The following is a 19,359-nucleotide window of genomic DNA, read 5'->3' as shown; positions in this document are numbered from 1 at the left end:
GTCGCAACCCGCGTTGGGGTTGTGAGAAAACAACGACTAACCCAGGGTAGGCGCTCCCGCTTCGCGCCAACCCTGGGCTTTGAGGCGGAATCCCTGTGGGATTCTAACATCTGGTCGAAGAACTTGTGGGTAATACTCAGGACACGTCTCCGCTTTTTCTGCGCGCGACATGGTATCGCTGCCCGATGCTCTGTCCTTGGGGGGGATCGATTCCGGGGATCTTCGATCACCCGGCTAATCTCCTTGACCCCACCGGTGGGGTCGAGTCCGAGAGGCTCTCCTTGAACCAAGCCTCGTTACCTCGGTTCCTACACTGCGGACTGTAGGGGACAACGTAGGGTGTCCTCGGAGCCGCCTATTGCTCTCGGCGCTGGAACGGACTCGAACGTTCGCCGAAGCCTTCTCACGGCGGCTCCTACAATATAGGGTAGTGACCCCACCACGTTCATGGGCTCGATTTACGTCCGTTTTTTCGGAGGTGTCCCCTCGCCGGAAACTCATTTCCCAACCCTTTAAATATCCAGAATCGTCTATCTTCCCGCACGCAGTGCCTTCTAGCAGCCTGGCGGACCTGTCCCCACCGGACTCACGTCGGGTGGGGCCAAGTCCGACAAGCTGCTAGCGCCCTTTACAAAACCGGGCCTGCCCTTAGAGTTCGTTCCCATGAGCTCGCAATTCGACGCCTCCGAATTCATTGATGATGACCTGCACCCGGTAACCAAACCCGGGTATGCTGGGGCGACCGGTACAGCGTCGGCCCCCGTGGGCGCGGGGGAGCGCAAGGCCCCCAGCCGCGAGGAGGTCGAACTGAAGGTCAGCGAGATGCAGCAACGGCTCGCCGAGCTGAAGAATGAGCAGCAGCGGCTGGAACGGGAGCGGGCCGCTCTGGAAGAGACCCGACGACGCCAATCGGAGTTCACCACCGGCCGCCAGGAAATGATTCAAAACCTGACCCGCAGCATCGCCCTCATGGAGGAGGCGGAGTTGAATCATCGTCGGGAAGCCGAACAGCGCAGCAAGGTTCTGGTCGATTTGCGTGAGGCGTTGGGTAAAGTCATCAGCCTGAATCAGGAGAGCTGGAACAAAGAGAATTTTGAAATGGAGCTGACCCGCGGCATGACCACCGTGGACAACTCCCGGATGGAATGGAACTCCGCCCGCGTCAAGTTCGCGGAACTCAACGGCAAGGCGCCCGGGGAGTCGGCCGGGGGAGGAAGTGCCGACGACCGGGGCGTGGTGCCGGTGGGCGGGGGCCTGCCGCAAAGCTTTGGTGACCTGTGCCGCTTGGGCTTCGCTATCAATTGGCCGCTGTTCGTGCTTGGCCTGATGATTTTCTTGATGTTGTGGCTCCGTCGTTGATGGGGTGGTGATACCTATCGCCTGATCCCTGCATCAGTGGCGACGAATCTTCGATTATGGGTTGGTTCAAGCGGAAGAAAGACCCCATCTCTGAAAAGGCGCAGGATCTGACGCAGCAGATCCGGCAGCTGGAAGAGCAGATCCTCGATCTGGCCTCGAAGAAAGAGTCGTCGCCGTCCTTGACCGAGACCCCGCCTCCGCCTCCGCGCAACCCCAGCTCGCTGGCGGTCCCACGGGAGACCTCCGGCGGAACCGCCGTCCCTTCCGTGCCTCCGCGTCCCCTGCGTCGAGACCCGGTTTTCGAGCCGCTGCGCCATGAGCGATTGCAGGATCTGACCGCTCCCCCCGCCCATTATAACGAGCTGGGTGTGAGAAAGTATGACCTTCCCGCGGCCTGGAAGCGCTTGATGGACCAGTTGCGCAGCCCCACCTCCCGCAATCCCAAACTCGTGGACCTGCTGGCCGCTGGCAGTCTGCAGGGAATACGCCCGCTGCGTTATGAGAAGCGTATCGCCCGACGCCGGTTTCTCCTGGTCTGTGCTATCCTATTTCTACTGCTCTGGGGCTTGTTCGCGGTGCTGATTCACTGATCCCCATCGCTCCCCAACTTGAATGGGCTGGCCGGCCAGGAACTCCCGAGCGGATAATCGTTTGCCTCCGTCGCGTTGGAGGGCCAGGAGGCGCAAAGAACCTTCTCCGCAGCGCACCCGGATCCCGGCGGCGTCCGCCTGGAGCACCTCCCCGATTTCGCCCGGAGTGGCGCTCACGTCTGGTGCCGCTTCCCACACTTTCAGCACCCGGCTTTCCGTCCCGTCAGGACGCAGGCAAAACGCTCCTGGCCAGGGAACGAGTCCGCGGACCCGATTCCAGAGCGTCTTGGCCGGCAGCTTCCAATCGAGCAGTCCATCCTGTTTCTCGATCTTGCGGGCATAACAGGTGCCTTCCTCCGATTGAGGTTGGGGTTTCAACTCCCCGGCCACCCAAGCGGGGATGGTGCGGATGAGGAGCTCGCTGCCGATCTGCGCCAGGCGGTCGTGGAGCGAGAGGGCATCGTCGGTGTCGGAAATAGGCGTGGCTTGGTGGGTGAGAATCGGTCCGGTGTCCAGTCCGGGATCCATTTGCATGAGAGTGACGCCGGTCTGCTCGTCTCCATTGAGAATCGACCACTGAATCGGAGCGGCGCCGCGATACTTGGGGAGGAGTGACGTGTGAACATTGAGACAACCCCAGCGCGGGAGGTCGAGCAGAGTCTTCGGCAAGATCTGGCCATAGGCGGCTACCACCAGGAGGTCAGGCTTGGCGTCGCGAATGACCTGGAGAGAGTCTTCGGTCCGGATCTTTTCCGGCTGAAATACGGTGAGTCCAGCTTCCAAGGCTGCCGCCTTGACGGGGGTTGGTTTGAGCTGAAGCTTGCGACCCTGGGGGCGATCGGGTTGGGTCACCACCAACGGGATCTCAAAGCCAGGTTGACGGCGCAGGGCATTCAGGCTGGCGACTGCGAGTTCGGCGGTGCCTATGAAAACGATCCGGAGCATAAATCGATTTGGTTAGCCTTTGCCCGCGACACGAGTCAGGCGCTCGGCCACCACCCGGGCCTCCAGCCCGTGGACCTTCAGGACTTTATTGCGGGAAGTCTGGCCGCGCAGGATCTGGATGGATCCTCGGGAGCAGTCCAGCAGGTCGGCCAGCAGTTCCACCACCGCTTCATTGGCGGCGGCGTCCACCGGTGGTGCGGTGACTTTGATCTTCAGCTGATCCCCCACTGCCGGTCCCACCCCATTGGAGGAAGCGCGTGGCTGAACCTTGAGGTTCAGCGAGACGCCTGTGGCATTTGAGGTGATCCAGGTCGGCAAAGACATGAGGGAATACCTTGTGCGACCGGACATCCGCAGGCAATCCAGAACGACCGGGGTTGGCACGGTTGGTCTGGTTGCTCATTGGCAACTCATCACTCGTCACTCATCACTGCCCCACAGACTTCAGGACGTTTTGCCGCTCGACTCGGAAGGGATTTGAGCCTATTCCACAGGTATATGAGCCGGGAAGCACTCAAGAACTCCATCAAGCAGTTGCAGCAAGAGATTCATCGAGCCGAGCTGGGCGACCGCACGGCCTTGGATCAGGTGCATCGATTGGCGGTCGACTTGGAAAAGGCTCTTGATGAAGAGCCAGATCCGGCCGCCAGCCAGCCTCTTAGCGATCGTTTTCGCGCCGAGGTGTCTCGTCTGGAGATCGAGCACCCTCGGGTGCCGGCGATCCTCAGCGAAATTCTCCGGACGCTCAGCAATCTCGGGATTTAGCGCGCTGGCCGAAAGGGCCAGGCCTGGGTTTGCTTGGACCAGACCAGGAACACGACGAGTCCGACGACGAGCGTTCCCATGCCAATGCCAATGGTCTTCCAAGGCGAGGTCAGAAATAGAAAGATCCATCCCACCAACGCCAGCAGACTGGGCAGTGGATAGAGGAACACCCGGTAGGGCCGGTTCATTTGCGGAGCCCGAATTCGCAAGAGGGTGACCGCCACGATCTGGCCGACGAACAGCACCAGGATGCGCAGGGTGATCAGGGCGTTAATGACATCTCCCAAGCTGAAAAAGCTGCAGATGATGGCGACGCCGCCTACGGTCAGCAGGGAGACATGGGGGAAGCGGCCCTGAGGATGCAGCTTGCCGAAAACCTTGAAAAAGCCCCCGTCTCGCGCCGCCGCATACGGGATTCTTGAATACCCGAGCAGGAGCGCAAAGACGGAGCCGATGGTGGTCCAGAGCACCAGGAGGGTAAACACGCTCGCAACCTCGCGGCCATAGATTCGTTCCATCATGACCGAGACCACGAAGTTGGCCACGGCGGGCTTCTCCGACGCCGGAACGAACTCCCGCCACGGAATGATTCCGATGATGGAGAGATTGATCGCCACATAAATCAGCGCCACTCCGACCAGGCTGATCATGACGGAGCGCGGGATGGTGCGTCCCGGATCCTTCACCTCGTCACCCAGGAAACAGACGTCGTAATAGCCGAGGTAGTCGTAGATCCCAATCACCGCCGCCGCGCCCAGCCCATTCCAGAACTGCTTGTTGAGGACGAATGCCTCGGGCGGAAAATCGAAGGCGATCGCGGGATTGAAGTGCAGCGCTCCGGTCACGATGACAGCCGCGACCGTAATCATGGTCCCAATCCACAGGGCCACCGTCAGCTTGGCGATCGAGTGGATCTGACGGTACAGCAACCAGATCGTGAGTAGGCCCAGCGTGGTCGTTACGACCCCGATCACCCGCTGGTCCGAATGGGTCCACAAGTAGGCCAGGTAATTGTCGAATCCAATGTAGCCGGAGGCGATTTCGAGCGGTCCGCTGAAGATGAACTGCCAGATGAATAAGAACGCCATCAGTCGTCCCCAGGTCTCCCGTCCAAAGCCTTCGCGCAGGTAGTGGTAGCTGCCTCCTGAGCCGGGGAGTGCCGCCCCCAACTCACTCCAAATCATGCCGTCCGGAATGGTGATGAGCATGGCCACCAGCCAGCCTAGCATCGCCTGGGGTCCGCCCATTTCGGAGAGGAGCAGGGGGATGGTCAGGAATGGCCCCACACCGATCATGTTCGACATGTTCAGGGCCGTGGCCGAGACCACCCCAAACCGCCGTGGCAGGGAGGAGGGTTGATCCGGCGAAGGTGGCGGTAGGGCGGCTGTCGACATGCGATTGCCCCCAAGAGAACGTCAGCCTCACCCGGGATGTCAAGGCACCGAAATCAAGTCATTGACATCGTAAGCCTTTCAATGAAGGAATGGGTCTCCTTCATGTTTGATGCAGCAGAATTGGGTCGCACCCTAAGTAAGCGCGAGTTCGACCGGCGCTTGCCGGAACTGCGTGCCCGGTTGGTCGAGGCGCAGTTTGCTTTGAAGTCGGCCGGCGTGCCGGTTGTGGTCATCATCTCCGGCGTCGATGGCGCCGGGAAAGGAGATGTGGTGCATCGCTTGAACGAGTGGCTGGATCCGCGCGGCCTCGATACGCACTCATTTGAGCACGAGATCGAGGGCGAGAAAACGCATCCGCCCTACTGGCACTTCTGGCAAGCCCTGCCCACGCGCGGGCGGATTGCCCTCATGTTCGGCTCCTGGTACACCCAGCCTGTCATCGGCCGCGTGCATGGGGAGATCAAGAATCCTGAATTCGATTCCGCCTTGAAGCAAATCGCCTTCTTCGAGGACATGCTGATCCGGGATGGCGCCCTGATCGTAAAGCTGTGGTTTCACCTCTCCAAGAAGGCGCTGCATGAGCGACTCAAGAGTCTGCGCAACGATCCGGAGACGCATTGGCGGGTGCTTCCCAGCGATTGGGCACATCGCGAGCTCTACGACAAATTCACCAAGGCCTCGGAGCGTGCGATCCGCGAAACCGACACCGATTCCTCACCGTGGCACATCATCGAAGCGAGCGATGATCGACATCGGGATTACACCGCCGCCCGGACCCTGCTGGAGGCGCTCCTGAGTCGGCTCCGACGCCTCCAACGACGCTTGCCACCCCCTTCGGACCCGCTGCCACAGCGGATCCGGGTCACTCCGGTCTCTACCGACAAGACTATCCTGGACCGGGTGGACCTGAGCTGCGCTCTCTCCGAAAAGGAATACGAGAAGAAGTTGGTGAAGTATCAGGCCAAACTCAACCGATTGACCTGGGCTGCGCAGGAGAAAAAGACATCAACGGTCATTGTGTTCGAAGGATGGGATGCGGCCGGCAAGGGAAGCTGCATTCGCCGCGTGACCGCCGCCATCGATCCTAGGTTGTTTCGGGTTGTGCCCATCGCTGCCCCCAACGACGAGGAGCGATCGTATCATTATCTCTGGCGCTTTTGGCGTCGGTTGCCGGCCTGCGGACGTGTCACCATTTTCGATCGCTCGTGGTATGGTCGGGTTCTGGTCGAACGGGTCGAAGGTTATGCGCGGCCGGAGGAGTGGGCTCGGGCTTACCGGGAGATTAACGATTTCGAACAGCAAATTCGCGAGCATGGAGGGGTGCTGGCCAAATTCTGGATCCACATCAGTCCCGATGAACAATTTCGCCGGTTCAAGGAGCGCGAGGTGGTGCCGTTCAAGAAGTATAAGATCACTCCGGAGGATTGGCGGAACCGTGGCAAGTGGGACCACTATAAGGCCGCGGTGAATGACATGGTGGAGCACACCAGCACGGAGTATGCGCCTTGGACGCTGGTCGCCGGAAATGACAAACGGTATGCGCGGATTCAGATCTTGAAGACCCTCTGCCGCTCCCTGGAAGAAGTCCTCTAACAGGCCGTCGGACTTAGGCTATTGTTCTGCAGGGTGCCCGCCAGGGCTCCTGTTCGGTTCTCGGGTTGTTTGGATGCCGGCCTGCTAGCAATCACCCCGACTCGGAGCCGGGGTGAGGAAACCCAATCTGATTGTTCAAAACTGGCCCGTTCTGCCTTATTCCTCCCGCTCCGTCACGCGTGCATTTCCGGCTTGGAGGCTCTCGGCCCTGAGATATGGTTGCGGCAGATGCACTGCCTCATCACTGCCGGACCGACGTACGAGAACCTGGATCAGGTTCGTCGGCTGACCAACTTCTCCACCGGCAGCCTGGGGCTGGAGCTGGCTCAGCAATTGGTTTCGGCCGGACATCCGGTGACGCTGTTGCTGGGTGAGGGGGCCACGGTGGTGCCTCCGGCCGGGCTTCGCGTCATCCGGTTCAGCACCACGGAGAACCTTCGGGAACGCCTGCACGATCAGGTGGACGCCGGGGTTGGCGCGCTTTTTCACGCAGCAGCCGTCAGCGACTTTCGGTTCGGAAAGGTTTGGGAACGCGTTGAGTCTGGCGAACTGCGCGAGCTCAGCGCGGGCAAACTAACCACTCGGCAGGGGACTCTGCTGGCCGAGTTGCTGCCGACACCCAAGCTGATTGCCGAGCTGCGGTCCCTGTTTCCGCAAGCGCGGCTGGTAGGCTGGAAGTATGAAGTGGACGGCAGTCGGCAGGAGGTTGTGGCCAAAGGGGTTCAACAGATTCGTGAAAACCGAACTGATGCCTGCGTGCTGAACGGCCCCGCCTACGGCCCTGGATTTGGCTGGTCTAGCGTCGATGGCGCCCTGCGTCACCTGGCTGATCGGTCCGCCCTGCTGGCCTTCCTGACTGCCTGGGTAGGAGCACCCACAAAATAAGTCCTAGTTTTCCCTTGTTTTCCCTGCCCCTATTGATACGGTGTCCGACCTTGCTTTTATGAAAGCCGATATTCATCCGAAGTACATGGACGCTGAGATTCGTTGCGCTTGTGGCAACGTGATTCACACTCGCTCCACCAAGCCCTCGATCGTTGTGGGTATCTGCAATGCCTGCCATCCCTTCTACACAGGGCAGCAGAAATTTGTTGATACCGCCGGACGCGTCGACAAGTTCCAACAGCGCATGGCCAAGACCCAGGCCGCGCAAGCTGCCGCTGCGGTTGCCGCCGGCAAGAAAAAGAAGAAGTAGATCCTTTTCCGCCATCCGCCCGCACAAGCTCCGTGCTTATGCGGGCGGATTCTTTTTTTCATGGACCTCCGACGTCACATTGAAAGCCTGCGTGCCCGGTATCGGGAGGTGGAGCAGTTGCTCAGTGACCCGTCCACGTTCAGCCAGGCCCAGAAATTCCAGGAGCTGTCCCGGGAGTATTCCCGGCTGAAGGAGTTGGTCGAGACGGGGGATGTGTATATCAAGGCGGTCCAGGAGCTGGAGGAGAACCGGTCCTTGGCCGCTTCTGAGCCCCTCAGTTCGGAACTGGGCCAGATGGCGAAGGAGGAGATCGCCCGGCTTGAGCCTGAAGTGGCTCGTCTCACCCGAGCGGTTCAGCGCGGCCTCCTGCCTCCGGATCCCACGGACTCACGCAACACGATCTTCGAAATCCGGGCCGGAGCGGGCGGGGCCGAGTCGGCACTCTTCGCCGCTGATTTGTATCGGATGTATACCCGGTATGCGGAAACGCGGGGCTGGAAGATTGAGACCATGGAATCCAGCACGTCCGATTTAGGCGGCTTTCGAGAAATTATCTTTGGAGTGAAGGGCGATGAGGCCTTTCGTCGTTTGAAGTTTGAGAGCGGGGTTCATCGGGTCCAACGGGTTCCCGCGACCGAGGCGCAGGGACGAATCCACACCAGCACCGCAACCGTGGCGGTGCTTCCCGAGGCTGAGGAGGTGGATGTCCAAATCAAACCCGAGGAACTCGAGGTGTCTGTCTGTCGTGCCAGCGGGCCGGGCGGGCAGGGGGTTAACACCACCGACAGCGCGGTTCAGATCATCCACAAGCCTACCGGTCTGATCGTGCGCTGTTCCGATGAGCGTTCCCAGATCAAGAATCGGGATAAGGCGATGAAGGTATTGCGCAGTCGCTTGCTCGAGCGGCGGATCGCCGAAGAAAATGCGAAATACGCGGCTGCCCGAAAGGCTCAGGTGGGAACGGGCGAGCGGAATGAGAAGATTCGCACCTATAATTTCCCGCAAAACCGAGTCACGGATCATCGGATCGAATTGACCATCTACAACCTCTCCGCGGTGATGGAGGGGGACATTAATTGCCTGCTCGACCCTCTTTCTGAACATGACATGGAGGAGCGTCTACAGGGTCTCAGCCTCTAGTTTTCGCCCTCCCGCCGCTCGGATCCGGAAAAAAGTGCCGGTTTTGGGTGCCTATTTGCCGGCTAGTTTTAATTTCGGCTTCAGAGTCAAAAGTTTTTTCAAAAAAACAATTGCTATCTCTCTGGAAACATCCATGTTAATGGGCAGTGTTAGATAGCTTATTACTTTCAAGGCATGGTGAATCTTCAGGTGAACACAGTTCAGTGATGATTTTAATCCCGATGGTCGGGAACAGTCTCGAGAAAGCAAGGGTTACTCTAGAACAGTAAAACATCACATGAGTACGAAATTGTTTGTTGGAAATCTTTCCTTCAACATCACGGAAAACGACCTCCAAGACGCATTCGCGGCTCACGGAACGGTTGTCGAAACCAATTTGATGATGGACCGTATGAGCGGGCGTCCCCGCGGCTTCGGTTTCGTCACGATGAGCACCCCCGAGGAAGCTCAGAAGGCAATCGACGCCATGAACGGAGCTCCGTTGGATGGCCGTAACCTCACTGTCAACATCGCTCGTCCTCGCGAAGAGCGTCCCTCCGGCGGCGGCGGCGGCGGTGGTCGTCGTGAATACGGCGGCGGCGGCGGTGGCGGCGGTCGCAATCGCTACTAAGAAGTCGATTGGCTGTTCGCCAATCTGTCTACTTTCGAGGCCTGGGTAACTCCAGGCCTCGTTTTTTTGTACTCAGGATGCGAGGCGTGTAGTGTGGGCCGTGTCGGCCCATCGGGGCGGGGGGAACGTCCGGGGACGGACGTCGCTACAATGTAGTGTGGGCCGTGTCGGCCCATCGGGTGGGGCGGGGCTTGCCGAATGACGTGCGAAGGGGAGGCGTTCTTCTATGGAGCGCGGAGACATGTCTCCGCTTTTCCTGCGGGCGACGGAGTGGCTGAAGGTTGTCGTAGGTGAATGAGTGCGCGGGAGGGTGATAATCTGGCGCGAAGGAACAGCGGTGTCGTGCCACCGCGTAGGTCCAGAGGGGTCATCTACGTTTTAGGTTTAATCTCGACGGGATCCTCTGCTCAGTTCAAAAGGGAAGCGTTCACTCATGTCCCTTGGACGACTTTTATTTCGATCGAACTGCACTCGCGTTCAGTCAGCCCTTTTTGCACAAGCTGATGGCTTGGCCTTCCTCTGTCATCTCCTCGGCGCGGGGGTCGCACTCCTCCCTTTCGTGTTGCGGGCCGAGGTCGCGGAGGTCGACTACACTCGCCAGATCAAACCCTTACTCCGCGAGCGCTGCTACACCTGCCACGGGGCGCTCCAACAAAAAGCGAAGCTTCGCTTGGATACGGTCCCGTCGATGCTCCAAGGCGGGAAATCCGGGCCCGTCCTGTCGCGTGGTGACGCAAATAAATCTCTTCTGCTCGAAAGGGTTTCGACCTCGCAACTCGATGAACGAATGCCGCCGGAGCATGAGGGCGAACCCTTTTCCGCTGCCCAGATTTCCCTCCTGCGCACCTGGATTCAGCAAGGCGCAGTTTCGCCGGTGGAGGAACAGCCGGAGGCGGATCCCCAAAGCCATTGGGCTTTCCGTCCCCGTCAACGCCCGCACGTGCCGGTCGTCAGCCATGCGACCTGGGTTAGAAACCCCATCGATGCCTTTCTCGCCGCGGAGCACGAACGTCGAGGACTTCGCCCTCTTCCTGACGCCCCTCGCGCTGTGCTGGTTCGTCGGCTGTATCTCGATCTGATCGGCTTGCCTCCGTCGGCAGCTGAAATCACCGCTGCCGAATCGGCCACCGCACCCGATTGGTATGAGGCGATGGTCGATCGCCTGCTCTCCGACCCGCGACACGGCGAGCGCTGGGCTCGGCACTGGATGGACGTCTGGCGGTATAGTGATTGGTGGGGGCTGGGGGATCAACTTCGCAACAGCCAAAAGCACATTTGGCACTGGCGCGACTGGATCATCGAATCCGTCAATGCCGATACTCCCTACGACGAGATGATTCGCCTGATGCTGGCGGCGGATGAATCGCATCCCGACGACCTCGGCCGTCTGCGTGCGACCGGCTATCTCGGCCGCAACTATTTCCTGTTCAATCGCAATCAATGGATGGATGAAACGGTGGAACATGTCGGCAAGTCATTCCTGGGACTTACTCTGAACTGTGCCAAATGCCATGATCACAAGTATGATCCCATCGCTCAGGGGGACTTCTACAAACTGCGGGCCTTCTTCGAACCCTACCAGGTGCGGGTGGATGTCCTGCCCGGAGAGTCCGACTTGAACCGGGATGGACTGCCGCGGGTTTATGATGCCTATCCTCCCCCGCCCACCTACCGGTTTGTGCGCGGTCAGGAAAAAGAGCCCGACCTCTCCGTAACGATTGCTCCCGGTATTCCCGAAATGCTGATGTTCGGCGACTTGCGGATTCAGCCGGTGGAACTCCCGGTGGAGGCGTGGCAGCCGGATCGACGTCCTTGGGTAGGAGCCGCCTATCTGAGTGCCGCTCGCCAGAAACTTAACGCGGCCGAATCCTCCGCGCATCAGGCGCGGGAGAAACAGCGCCAACCCTCGTCGGGTTCCGACGAGACGGCGCTCCGCCAGGCCGAGTTGAGGGTGGCGGAAGCGACGCTTCAGCTCGCTCAGTCTGAGCTGACTGGCCTGGAGTCGCGTCTGACGGCATTGCAGGCGGAGTGGACCCAGGCCGGTGTCGACCGAGTTCAGGAAACCCGGCAGCGTGCCGTCAGGGCCGAACGAGACACGGCCGTCGTTCGTGCGAGGCAGCGCGTGGTCGAAGTTGAGCTGAAGCGATGGCGAGCCGCACCGGATCAGAAGGCGGCCATCGATAAGGAACTCGTGTCGGCCAACGAGGCCGTGGCCAAGGCAGAAAAGGATTCGGTCGCGCCCGTTGGGCTGGACGAGAAGTATACCCGCCTGGTGGGAGCCAGTTGGACTCCGACCCGATTTCTCGATTCGACCAAGGATGACCCGCGTGTCGAGTTCGCTCCGCGCAGCACCGGACGTCGGACAGCCTTGGCGGCGTGGATCACGGACGCGCGGAATCCGCTCACGGCTCGGGTGGCGATCAATCATGTGTGGATGCGCCACTTCGGTGCTCCGCTGGTGCCCAGCGTGTTCGACTTCGGGCGCAAGAACGCGGCTCCTCTGTTTCCAGAACTCATCGATTGGCTGGCATCGGAACTGGTGGACAGCGGCTGGAGCCTGAAGCATCTCCATCGGCTGATGGTGACCTCATCGGCCTATCGCCTGGGTTCGTCCTTGGCGGGTGCCGATGCTCAGCTGTCCCAAGACCCCGACAACCTTCGCTGGTGGCGTCGCACGCCAGTGCGGTTGGAAGCGCAGGTGATCCGCGACTCCATTCTAGCGCAGGCGGGGCGTTTGGACGTCACTCAGGGCGGGCCTCCGGTGCTCCCGGCGGAGCAGGAATCGTCGCGTCGGCGCAGCCTGTATTTCGTTCACTCCAACAACGACCAGAACTTGTTTTTGTCCACCTTCGACGATGCGGCGGTAAAGGAGTGCTATCGACGTGATCAGAGTGTGGTTCCCCAGCAGGCGCTGGCTTTGTCGAACAGCAAGTTGGTCCAGGAAGCTGCACCGCTCATCGCCGCTCGGTTGAGTCGCGAGGCCTTGGGGGGTGGAGGAACCGAGGCGGAGGTCGAGGCGCGGTTTGTGCGTCGAGCGTTTCTCGCCTTGCTGGGCTTCGCTCCCACGGAACCCGAGTTGGCCGTCGCGGCCAAGGCCTTGGAGGAGTGGCGCCGATTGGCAATCGTCGCCTCGGATCCCGCGCCCGCCGAGCGCGCGCGCGCCAGTCTGATCTGGGCATTGCTCAACCATAACGACTTTGTAACCATGCGTTAAATCGGCGTTCGATTCCTTTTCCCTGCGTATGACACACCACGCGAGTTTCCGGTCCGGCGGTCCGCTCTCTCGACGGACTTTCCTGGCGGATTTGGGCATGGGCTTCACCGGGCTGGCGTTGGGAGCGATGCTTCAGCGCGATGGGCTCGTGGCCGCTGCGCCGTCAGTGCCCCGGGTGGACGGCCGCCCTCATTTCACGCCTAAAGCCAAGAACGTGATCTGGCTCTTCATGAATGGCGGAGTGAGCCATATGGAGAGTTTCGATCCCAAGCCGATGCTGACCCAATACGAGGGCAAGAGCATCGCTGAGACTCCCTTTGCCGGGGTGCAGGATCCCAAGAAACTGGCGATCGAGCGTCTCGTGGTGCCGGATGCCAATGGCAATCAGCGAAACAAGCTCTACCCCTTGCAGGTCGGGTTCCGGAAACACGGGCAGAGTGGCATTGAAGTCAGCGACTGGTTTCCGCATATCGCTCGCCAGGTGGACCGCTTGGCGGTGGTGCGGTCAATGTGGACGACCGACAGCAATCACGGCGCCCAGACCCAGTTTCATTCGGGTCGCCACCAGAACGATGGCGATTTTCCCACCCTGGGCGCCTGGGTGCACTACGGGTTGGGCAGTCTGAACCAGAACCTGCCTCAGTTCATCTCGATGGGCACCCGCGAGTATTGGAACAAGCGCGATGGACACTATCTCGGGCCGGCCCATGACGCCGTCCCGTTGCGCATCGATCCGCAGAAACCCATCGACTTCGGCCGAGCTGAGGGCGCGTTCGCCGGCGACGCGCAGGGTGTTGGATTGGACTTGATCCAACAGCTCAATGCCTTGCGCGGGGTGGAGTATCCCCGTGATCCGGCCATGGCGGCTCGGGTGGCTTCCTACGAGCTGGCCTTTCGCATGCAGCGATCCATTCCCGACATCGTGGACTTCTCCCGCGAATCCGCGGAGACCAAAGCCTTATATGGACTGGATCTCCCGCATTGTCGTGACTTCGGGATGCAGCTTCTCGCAGCGCGTCGTTTGGTGGAGCGCGGAGTTCGCTTCGTTCAGATTCAGCATGGCGGAGGCGGCGCGGGGGCCTGGGACGCGCACAGCGGGCTGAAAGCGAACCATACCGCGCATGCCTTGGCAGTGGATCAACCCATCGGGGCGCTGCTGCAGGACTTGGATGCCCGTGGGCTTTTGGACGAAACCCTGGTCGTGTTCGCCACTGAGTTCGGCCGGACTCCCGGCTCGCAGGGATCGGACGGACGGGATCATCACATCTTCGGTTTTTCCGTCTGGATGGCGGGCGGTGGGCTCAAGCGTGGCATCGTGCACGGCGCCACCGATGAGATCGGATTTCATGCGGTGGAGAATCGGCACTACGTGACGGATATTCACGCGACGATCCTCCATCAGCTTGGTTTGGATTCTCGTCAGATGGAAATCCCCGGCCGGAAGCGACTCGAGATCGACCACGGCAAGCCGATCTGGGAGATTATTAGCTAGAGCCAGTCTGCCTGGGTTTTCCACTCCCTGCGAATAAGGTTAAGCAAGTCATGGCTTGGATGTTTGGCGAACAGCGCGGCGAGGGCTGCCGGTCCGGTGGGTTTCGTTCCACCGGGTCCGCTGCGTAGAATGCCGCGAAGGAGATGTCGCGCCCGCTTCAATGCCGGATCGATGACGGTGCCTGGGCGGGTATCGCCCAAACATTCCCAAACCGCGATACGCTGAACCTCGTCCAGATCGGCCATCGCTTCACAAAACACCGTTGCTCGCGCCGAGCTGTCGAATCCAGGAGCCCCGAGAGCCCCGGTCAACACTGCCATCGCCTCATCGTCGGGCCCGATTTCAACCGGTGCGGCTGCAGCGGGTAGGGCGGGCGAGGGTAACGGTGAAGGTTCAATGGCGAGTGAAGCAGCGGCGCTGGGTATTACGGTGCCGGTGGGATCGACCCTGAACTCGATGGTGAGAGTATGCTCGGTTGGGGGAATCTTGGATCCTTTGAAACTGGCAGCACTCGGAAGCGGGAGCAGTTCGAATCGGGCGGATTCCGACTCGTCCTTGGTTTTGGCGGAGGGTTCCAACGCGAGCTTGAGGCTGAGGGTCACGCGCTCGGCCTGCAGGCGGGCGGCGGAAGTGGCGGAGCGCGGCGGATGGGAGAGCGCTTCCTGGAGCTGGCTTTGGAGATCGGCCAGCAGGGTCTTCAAATTCGGCATAAGTCGGGACGGAATGGCTTCGCTCTCTCCTCGCGACCTTGTCCATTCCCAGGTTCAAAACCCCAAGGTGGTCGGCGCGAGTCAACCAGGCGGGCCGAATCCATTCTATGTACCGGCCCCGCCGCCGCATCAAGCTTCCTTTGGCGAGTGATGAGTGACGAGTGACGAGTGGGGGGGGGGGGGCGGCGGGGAGGCTCGGCAATCCAAAATCCAAAATCCAAAATCTAAAATGGATAACGGCCGGGCTGTGACGAGTTACGAGTGACCGCAATGAGCAATGAGCAATCCGGTGAGCAATCCCGCTTCGCCCCGAGGGCTATGCAGGACAGGTGAGCAATGTGAAATTCGCAATCCCGCTTCGCCCCCGCCTCCTCTCTCCCTCCTTGGAATTCCGCTCATCATCCGATCCTCACCTCAATTGATTGTTGAACTGTCCCTCACGGCTGGCGAAGCCGGAAAAAGCTGCTGCCGGGCTTCGTGGTCACGACGTAGGGACTGACCGCGCCAGCCACAGGTTCCCAGGCCGCTGGCTCGAGTAAGCTGGATTGCTCCAGCACGAAGCTGGGGTCCGACCAGACCAAACGATACGCCCCCACCCCGTCCCGATTCAGCGTCAAGATCGGACGCGTGACGGGCGGAGCGTAGGCCTCCAGCGACAAGTCGAAGGACACATCGGAGGAGGCGGCTGAAGATTGATGGACCTCGGCCGCGAGCAGGTTGATTCCGTTGAGAAGCAGCTGCGCGGGAATCCAGATCTGACGGAAGTCCGTCTCGGGATCGGTGTCTGCCCCCGCCGGCGTGTCGAAGAGGAGATCGCCATCGGGCAGGTTGCTGCGCCCCACGGGGGTGCCATTTAGATACAAGGCCACCCCGTCATCACGACGGACCCGGACGAGCAGGTTGGTGGCGTTGTTCGGACCATCGAAGGCGAAGGCATGACGGAAGTAATAGGTGATGGCGCCGCTCGTCAGAGCGGTGGTCTCCCGGCTGTCACCGAAGCCCAGTTCGGCCGCGCCTTCGAGCCAGTTGCTGTCATCGAACGCCGGCTCGATCCAGGCTGTGCCCTGGTCGGAGGCGTCATCGAGATAGCGCCAGACGGAGCCGGTCGAGACCAGGGTGGTGACCACCGGCAGTTCCAACACTCGGAATACGAAGGGAGCTGACTCGGCGGTCACGCCCGACTCATCGATCGCCCGGGCCACCACGGTGTGGGTGCCCACGGCGAAGCCCTGCGCCGTGACCGCGTAGGGGAAAACCCGATCCTCGGCCAAGATCGTCCCGTCTTCCACCAGCTCCACGGAGATTATGGACGAATCCGAGTCGTAGGCATCGATGCCAAACGTGATGTCGGCCGGAGCAAAAAACGTGGCGGTCGGGCTGGGGTTCGTAATGCTCAGGGTGGCCGGGGACGTCGGAACATTGGCGCGCAAGAGGAGGTCAAAGCTGAGATCGCTACTAGTGAGGGCCGCTTGATGCACTTCCACCGCGATGACATTTCGGCCTGAAACCAATAAGCTTGGAGGCACCTGCTTGTTGAACAAAATGAACTCTCCGGCCTCACCCGCCGTGTCGCGGGCCAGAGTTTCGTGCAAGAGGTCGACGTCTTCCTCCATGCCGCTGCGGAAGACCTCGTTGCCGTTGAGGTAGACCACCGCGCCATCGTCGCGTCGCAGTCCCAAGGTCAGGGATTGAAGGCTCGTCGGGTTCGAAACCTCAAAGCCATGACGGAAGTAGGTGGTGATGTATTTCGTGTTCGCATCCGGACCGAAGTTCACCACCGTGGCTTCGTCTCCGTCCCCATAGCCCAGCTCGCCGTATCCGGCGTTCCATTGGGAGTCGTCGTAGAAGGCGTCGCGCCACTCCGGTCCTTGGGGCACGCCGTCGTCGAGATAGGTCCACAGCGAACCCAGCGGAATCAAGGCGGTTTGCAGGGTGACGGTGACGGGAGCGGACGTGGTGATCAATCCGCCCACGTCCGTCGCGCGAGCGGTGATGGTATGAGCCCCCGCCGGGATTTCGCTCCAGACAAAGCGGAACGGAGGAGCGGTCAGCTCCGTGAGAACGGTGTCCCCGTCGAAAAACTCGAGCTTGGCGACGCCATCATCCGGGTCGTTGGCGTTGGCGGTGAGAATGAGGGTCTTGGTCGGGAGCGAAAGCCCGTTGGTCGGCGAGGTCAGGGCAACGGAGGGGGGAATTGGGTTGGCGTAACCCACCAGTGCAAAGTCGAAGACCAGATCGCTGCTCGTGAGGCTGCTTTGATGGATCTCCACCGCGATCACATTGCGTCCCGAGACGAGATCGGAAACGTTCAGTCGGTTGGTAAACCAGGTGGCTCCGTTGTCCGCGGCATTCGCGGCGAGCTGGGTGAACGGAATCAGATCCCCAATCGTTCCGCTGATTCCATCCCGCACGTTCTCCACACCGTTGAGGGAGATCGAGATTCCATCATCGCGACGGTACGCGACCGACAACGACAACAGGCTCGCGGGATCGGCCACCTCAAACTCCCGACGGAAGTAGACCGTGGGATATCGGGCCGCGGCGGGTCCTCCGTCGATCACGGTCGTCACCGGCTTACCGAATCCCAGCGATGTGTCCCCGATCGCCCAATCCGCGTCGGGGTAATCCGGGAAACGCCAATCCTCCGGGAGTTCCGTGCTCTGACTGAAATACCTCCAGGTGGTGTTGGTCGGAATGAGGATCTGCTGGGCTTCCGTTGCGGATGCTCCCCAAAACAGGGACAACAGCATCAGGAAACCACGGAGCGTTGCGGGACAAGTGCACGGCTTCATAGTTCAAATGAATGAGAATGGTCCTATAACTATCACCTCCGCGGGCCCGTGAAGCAAACCTCATTTTGTGGATTGCCCTCATTCTCCGAGCTTTGCATGCTGCTCGCCTCACTATGAACTCCGTTCGGCTGGGTATCGTTGGGATGGGCAATATCGGCAAGCATCACGCGACCTATCTGCGCGCGGGGCAGGTCCCCCGGGCAGAGTTGGTGGCGGTCTGTAGTCCATCCCCTTCTAAGCTAGAGGCTTACAAGCCTTTGGCCATCTACCAGGACCCGCTGGAGTTGATCCGGTCCAAGACCATTGATGCCCTGCTCATCGCCACGCCTCACTACCAGCACACCACGCTAGGAATTGCCGCCTTGGAGGCGGGCTTGCACGTGATGGTCGAAAAACCGATCTCCGCGCACAAGGCCGATGCAGAGCGGTTGATCGCGGTGGCGGCTCAGCGTCCGGATCTGGTGTTTGGAGCGATGTTTCAGCTGCGGACGGAACCTCGTTATCTCAAGATTCAAAACCTGTTGCGCTCGGGGGAGTTGGGTCAGGTGATTCGTGTTAATTGGATCAATACCGACTGGTTTCGGACGGAGGCCTACTATGCCAGTGGCGGGTGGCGGGCGACTTGGAAGGGGGAAGGTGGCGGGGTCTTGCTCAACCAGGCGCTGCATAATCTAGACACTCTCTACTGGCTCTTTGGTCGACCGGCGCGGGTGCGCGCGTTCTGTCAGTTGGGCAAGTTCCATCAAATCGAGGTCGAAGACCAGGTCACCGCCTACTTGGAATGGCCCGATGGGGCGTCGGGGATCTTCGTGACCTCCACGGGGGAGGCTCCCGGATCGAATCGGCTGGAGATTACTGGGTCGCGCGGCCGCTTGGTCCTGGAGAATGATCGGCTCACGTTCGTTCGCAACGAATCGGACATGCTCGAATTTAGTCGAACCGCGAAGACGGGATTCGGCAAGCCGGAAGTGTGGAACGCTGAGGTGCCGTTCAGCAACAGCCCCGCCCAGCACGCCAGCCTCATGCAAAATTTTGTGGAGGCCATTCTGGACAAAAAACCGTTGGTGGCACCTGGTGCCGACGGCCTGGGCTCGGTGGAACTCGCGAACGCCATGCTCTATTCGGGACTCACCCAGCAAACCGTGGAGTTTCCCCTCGATTCCGCCGCCTACGAGCAAAAGCTCCAGCAGCTGATCGCCGATTCCAAATTTCAGAAGCGCGTCGAGACGATTCAGAACGACGATTTTAGTAAGTCGTTTCGACGGTAAGGGGCAAGCGCTGGGTGCGATGGCACTGCTGTTTTGAGCTGCGGGAGCATTATGGACTGCGGTGGCACGACCTAAGCATTACCCACAAGTTCTTCGACCAGATGTTAGAATCCCACAGGGATTCCGCCTCAAAGCCCAGGGTTGGCGCGATGCGGGAGCGCCTACCCTGGGTTAGTCGTTATTTTCTCACAACCCCAACGCGGGTTGCGACTGGATCGGCCAACACCCCCAAACAAACCGCAACCCACGATGGGGTTGTGAATTCTATGGGTTTTTCCCAGGGTAGCTCGTT

General features: G+C 60.4%; 16 protein-coding genes. 11 read left to right on the top strand and 5 right to left on the bottom strand.

What is annotated here, in order from left to right; genetic code table 11:
• Nucleotides 1-663: 663 nt before the first annotated feature.
• Nucleotides 664-1,359, top strand: a complete 696-nt coding sequence (locus JNN07_23830; GenBank protein ID MBL9170783.1) for a hypothetical protein — start codon at nucleotides 664-666, stop codon at nucleotides 1,357-1,359.
• Between the two features lie 56 nt (nucleotides 1,360-1,415).
• The gene (locus JNN07_23825) at nucleotides 1,416-1,949 is read left to right on the top strand and encodes a hypothetical protein (GenBank protein ID MBL9170782.1); all 534 of its coding nucleotides are present in this window, start codon (nucleotides 1,416-1,418) and stop codon (nucleotides 1,947-1,949) included.
• On the opposite strand, the gene JNN07_23820 is transcribed toward JNN07_23825, so the two are convergent.
• Together JNN07_23820 and JNN07_23815 are read right to left on the bottom strand one after the other, a co-directional pair.
• Entirely contained in the window at nucleotides 1,911-2,894 is a 984-nt protein-coding gene (locus JNN07_23820; protein ID MBL9170781.1) for a methionyl-tRNA formyltransferase, read from the bottom strand. The genes JNN07_23825 and JNN07_23820 overlap by 39 nt on opposite strands.
• Before the next feature lie 12 nt (nucleotides 2,895-2,906).
• On the bottom strand, nucleotides 2,907-3,218 hold the full coding sequence (locus tag JNN07_23815; protein MBL9170780.1) for a DUF167 domain-containing protein: 312 nt from the start codon (nucleotides 3,216-3,218) through the stop codon (nucleotides 2,907-2,909).
• Nucleotides 3,219-3,392: 174 nt separating this feature from the next.
• On the opposite strand from JNN07_23815, the gene JNN07_23810 reads away from it, so the two are divergent.
• Nucleotides 3,393-3,659 carry a DUF4404 family protein gene (locus tag JNN07_23810; protein ID MBL9170779.1) on the top strand — a complete coding sequence of 89 codons (267 nt, stop codon included), beginning with the start codon at nucleotides 3,393-3,395 and terminating at the stop codon, nucleotides 3,657-3,659.
• On the opposite strand, the gene JNN07_23805 is transcribed toward JNN07_23810, so the two are convergent.
• Nucleotides 3,656-5,053, bottom strand: a complete 1,398-nt coding sequence (locus JNN07_23805; GenBank protein MBL9170778.1) for an amino acid permease — start codon at nucleotides 5,051-5,053, stop codon at nucleotides 3,656-3,658. The two genes, JNN07_23810 and JNN07_23805, sit on opposite strands and share 4 nt — an antisense overlap.
• Nucleotides 5,054-5,134: 81 nt before the next feature.
• Between JNN07_23805 and pap the strand changes: the two genes are divergently transcribed.
• From pap to JNN07_23770, 7 genes are all read left to right on the top strand, one after another.
• A complete protein-coding gene (pap, locus tag JNN07_23800; GenBank protein MBL9170777.1) occupies nucleotides 5,135-6,646 on the top strand; it encodes a polyphosphate:AMP phosphotransferase in 1,512 nt (503 codons plus the stop codon).
• A 228-nt stretch (nucleotides 6,647-6,874) separates the two neighbouring features.
• Entirely contained in the window at nucleotides 6,875-7,531 is a 657-nt protein-coding gene (locus JNN07_23795) for a DNA/pantothenate metabolism flavoprotein domain protein (protein ID MBL9170776.1), read from the top strand.
• Nucleotides 7,532-7,589: 58 nt separating this feature from the next.
• Nucleotides 7,590-7,841: a 50S ribosomal protein L31 gene (rpmE, locus tag JNN07_23790; GenBank protein MBL9170775.1), complete on the top strand. Its 252-nt coding sequence runs from the start codon at nucleotides 7,590-7,592 to the stop codon at nucleotides 7,839-7,841.
• 60 nt (nucleotides 7,842-7,901) lie between these two features.
• Entirely contained in the window at nucleotides 7,902-8,981 is a 1,080-nt protein-coding gene (prfA, locus tag JNN07_23785) for a peptide chain release factor 1 (GenBank protein ID MBL9170774.1), read from the top strand.
• Nucleotides 8,982-9,258: 277 nt separating this feature from the next.
• Nucleotides 9,259-9,591, top strand: a complete 333-nt coding sequence (locus JNN07_23780; GenBank protein MBL9170773.1) for an RNA-binding protein — start codon at nucleotides 9,259-9,261, stop codon at nucleotides 9,589-9,591.
• A gap of 433 nt (nucleotides 9,592-10,024) precedes the next feature.
• On the top strand, nucleotides 10,025-12,805 hold the full coding sequence (locus JNN07_23775) for a DUF1553 domain-containing protein (GenBank protein MBL9170772.1): 2,781 nt from the start codon (nucleotides 10,025-10,027) through the stop codon (nucleotides 12,803-12,805).
• Between the two features lie 28 nt (nucleotides 12,806-12,833).
• On the top strand, nucleotides 12,834-14,297 hold the full coding sequence (locus JNN07_23770) for a DUF1501 domain-containing protein (GenBank protein MBL9170771.1): 1,464 nt from the start codon (nucleotides 12,834-12,836) through the stop codon (nucleotides 14,295-14,297).
• On the opposite strand, the gene JNN07_23765 is transcribed toward JNN07_23770, so the two are convergent.
• Nucleotides 14,294-15,007: a hypothetical protein gene (locus JNN07_23765; GenBank protein MBL9170770.1), complete on the bottom strand. Its 714-nt coding sequence runs from the start codon at nucleotides 15,005-15,007 to the stop codon at nucleotides 14,294-14,296. The two genes, JNN07_23770 and JNN07_23765, sit on opposite strands and share 4 nt — an antisense overlap.
• Before the next feature lie 437 nt (nucleotides 15,008-15,444).
• A complete protein-coding gene (locus JNN07_23760; GenBank protein MBL9170769.1) occupies nucleotides 15,445-17,799 on the bottom strand; it encodes a hypothetical protein in 2,355 nt (784 codons plus the stop codon).
• Between the two features lie 113 nt (nucleotides 17,800-17,912).
• Here JNN07_23760 and JNN07_23755 point away from each other — a divergent pair, with 113 nt between their 5' ends.
• A complete protein-coding gene (locus JNN07_23755; protein ID MBL9170768.1) occupies nucleotides 17,913-19,067 on the top strand; it encodes a Gfo/Idh/MocA family oxidoreductase in 1,155 nt (384 codons plus the stop codon).
• The last annotated feature ends 292 nt before the right edge of the window (nucleotides 19,068-19,359 follow it).

It is taken from the genome of Verrucomicrobiales bacterium (assembly GCA_016793885.1).
GTDB lineage: Bacteria > Verrucomicrobiota > Verrucomicrobiia > Limisphaerales > UBA11320 > UBA11320.
This window is presented reverse-complemented; position numbering and strand designations above follow the sequence as displayed.

Bases quoted from the DNA above. Each gene is read 5' to 3' on its own strand.
- JNN07_23755 (MBL9170768.1), top strand. From the start codon at position 17,913: ATGAACTCCGTTCGGCTGGGTATCGTTGGGATGGGCAATATCGGCAAG.
- JNN07_23830 (MBL9170783.1), top strand. From the start codon at position 664: ATGAGCTCGCAATTCGACGCCTCCGAATTCATTGATGATGACCTGCAC.
- JNN07_23815 (MBL9170780.1), bottom strand. From the start codon at position 3,218: ATGTCTTTGCCGACCTGGATCACCTCAAATGCCACAGGCGTCTCGCTG.
- JNN07_23805 (MBL9170778.1), bottom strand. From the start codon at position 5,053: ATGTCGACAGCCGCCCTACCGCCACCTTCGCCGGATCAACCCTCCTCC.
- JNN07_23775 (MBL9170772.1), top strand. From the start codon at position 10,025: ATGTCCCTTGGACGACTTTTATTTCGATCGAACTGCACTCGCGTTCAG.
- JNN07_23825 (MBL9170782.1), top strand. From the start codon at position 1,416: ATGGGTTGGTTCAAGCGGAAGAAAGACCCCATCTCTGAAAAGGCGCAG.
- rpmE (MBL9170775.1), top strand. From the start codon at position 7,590: ATGAAAGCCGATATTCATCCGAAGTACATGGACGCTGAGATTCGTTGC.
- pap (MBL9170777.1), top strand. From the start codon at position 5,135: ATGAAGGAATGGGTCTCCTTCATGTTTGATGCAGCAGAATTGGGTCGC.
- JNN07_23780 (MBL9170773.1), top strand. From the start codon at position 9,259: ATGAGTACGAAATTGTTTGTTGGAAATCTTTCCTTCAACATCACGGAA.
- JNN07_23765 (MBL9170770.1), bottom strand. From the start codon at position 15,007: ATGCCGAATTTGAAGACCCTGCTGGCCGATCTCCAAAGCCAGCTCCAG.
- JNN07_23795 (MBL9170776.1), top strand. From the start codon at position 6,875: ATGCACTGCCTCATCACTGCCGGACCGACGTACGAGAACCTGGATCAG.
- JNN07_23760 (MBL9170769.1), bottom strand. From the start codon at position 17,799: ATGAAGCCGTGCACTTGTCCCGCAACGCTCCGTGGTTTCCTGATGCTG.
- JNN07_23770 (MBL9170771.1), top strand. From the start codon at position 12,834: ATGACACACCACGCGAGTTTCCGGTCCGGCGGTCCGCTCTCTCGACGG.
- JNN07_23810 (MBL9170779.1), top strand. From the start codon at position 3,393: ATGAGCCGGGAAGCACTCAAGAACTCCATCAAGCAGTTGCAGCAAGAG.
- prfA (MBL9170774.1), top strand. From the start codon at position 7,902: ATGGACCTCCGACGTCACATTGAAAGCCTGCGTGCCCGGTATCGGGAG.
- JNN07_23820 (MBL9170781.1), bottom strand. From the start codon at position 2,894: ATGCTCCGGATCGTTTTCATAGGCACCGCCGAACTCGCAGTCGCCAGC.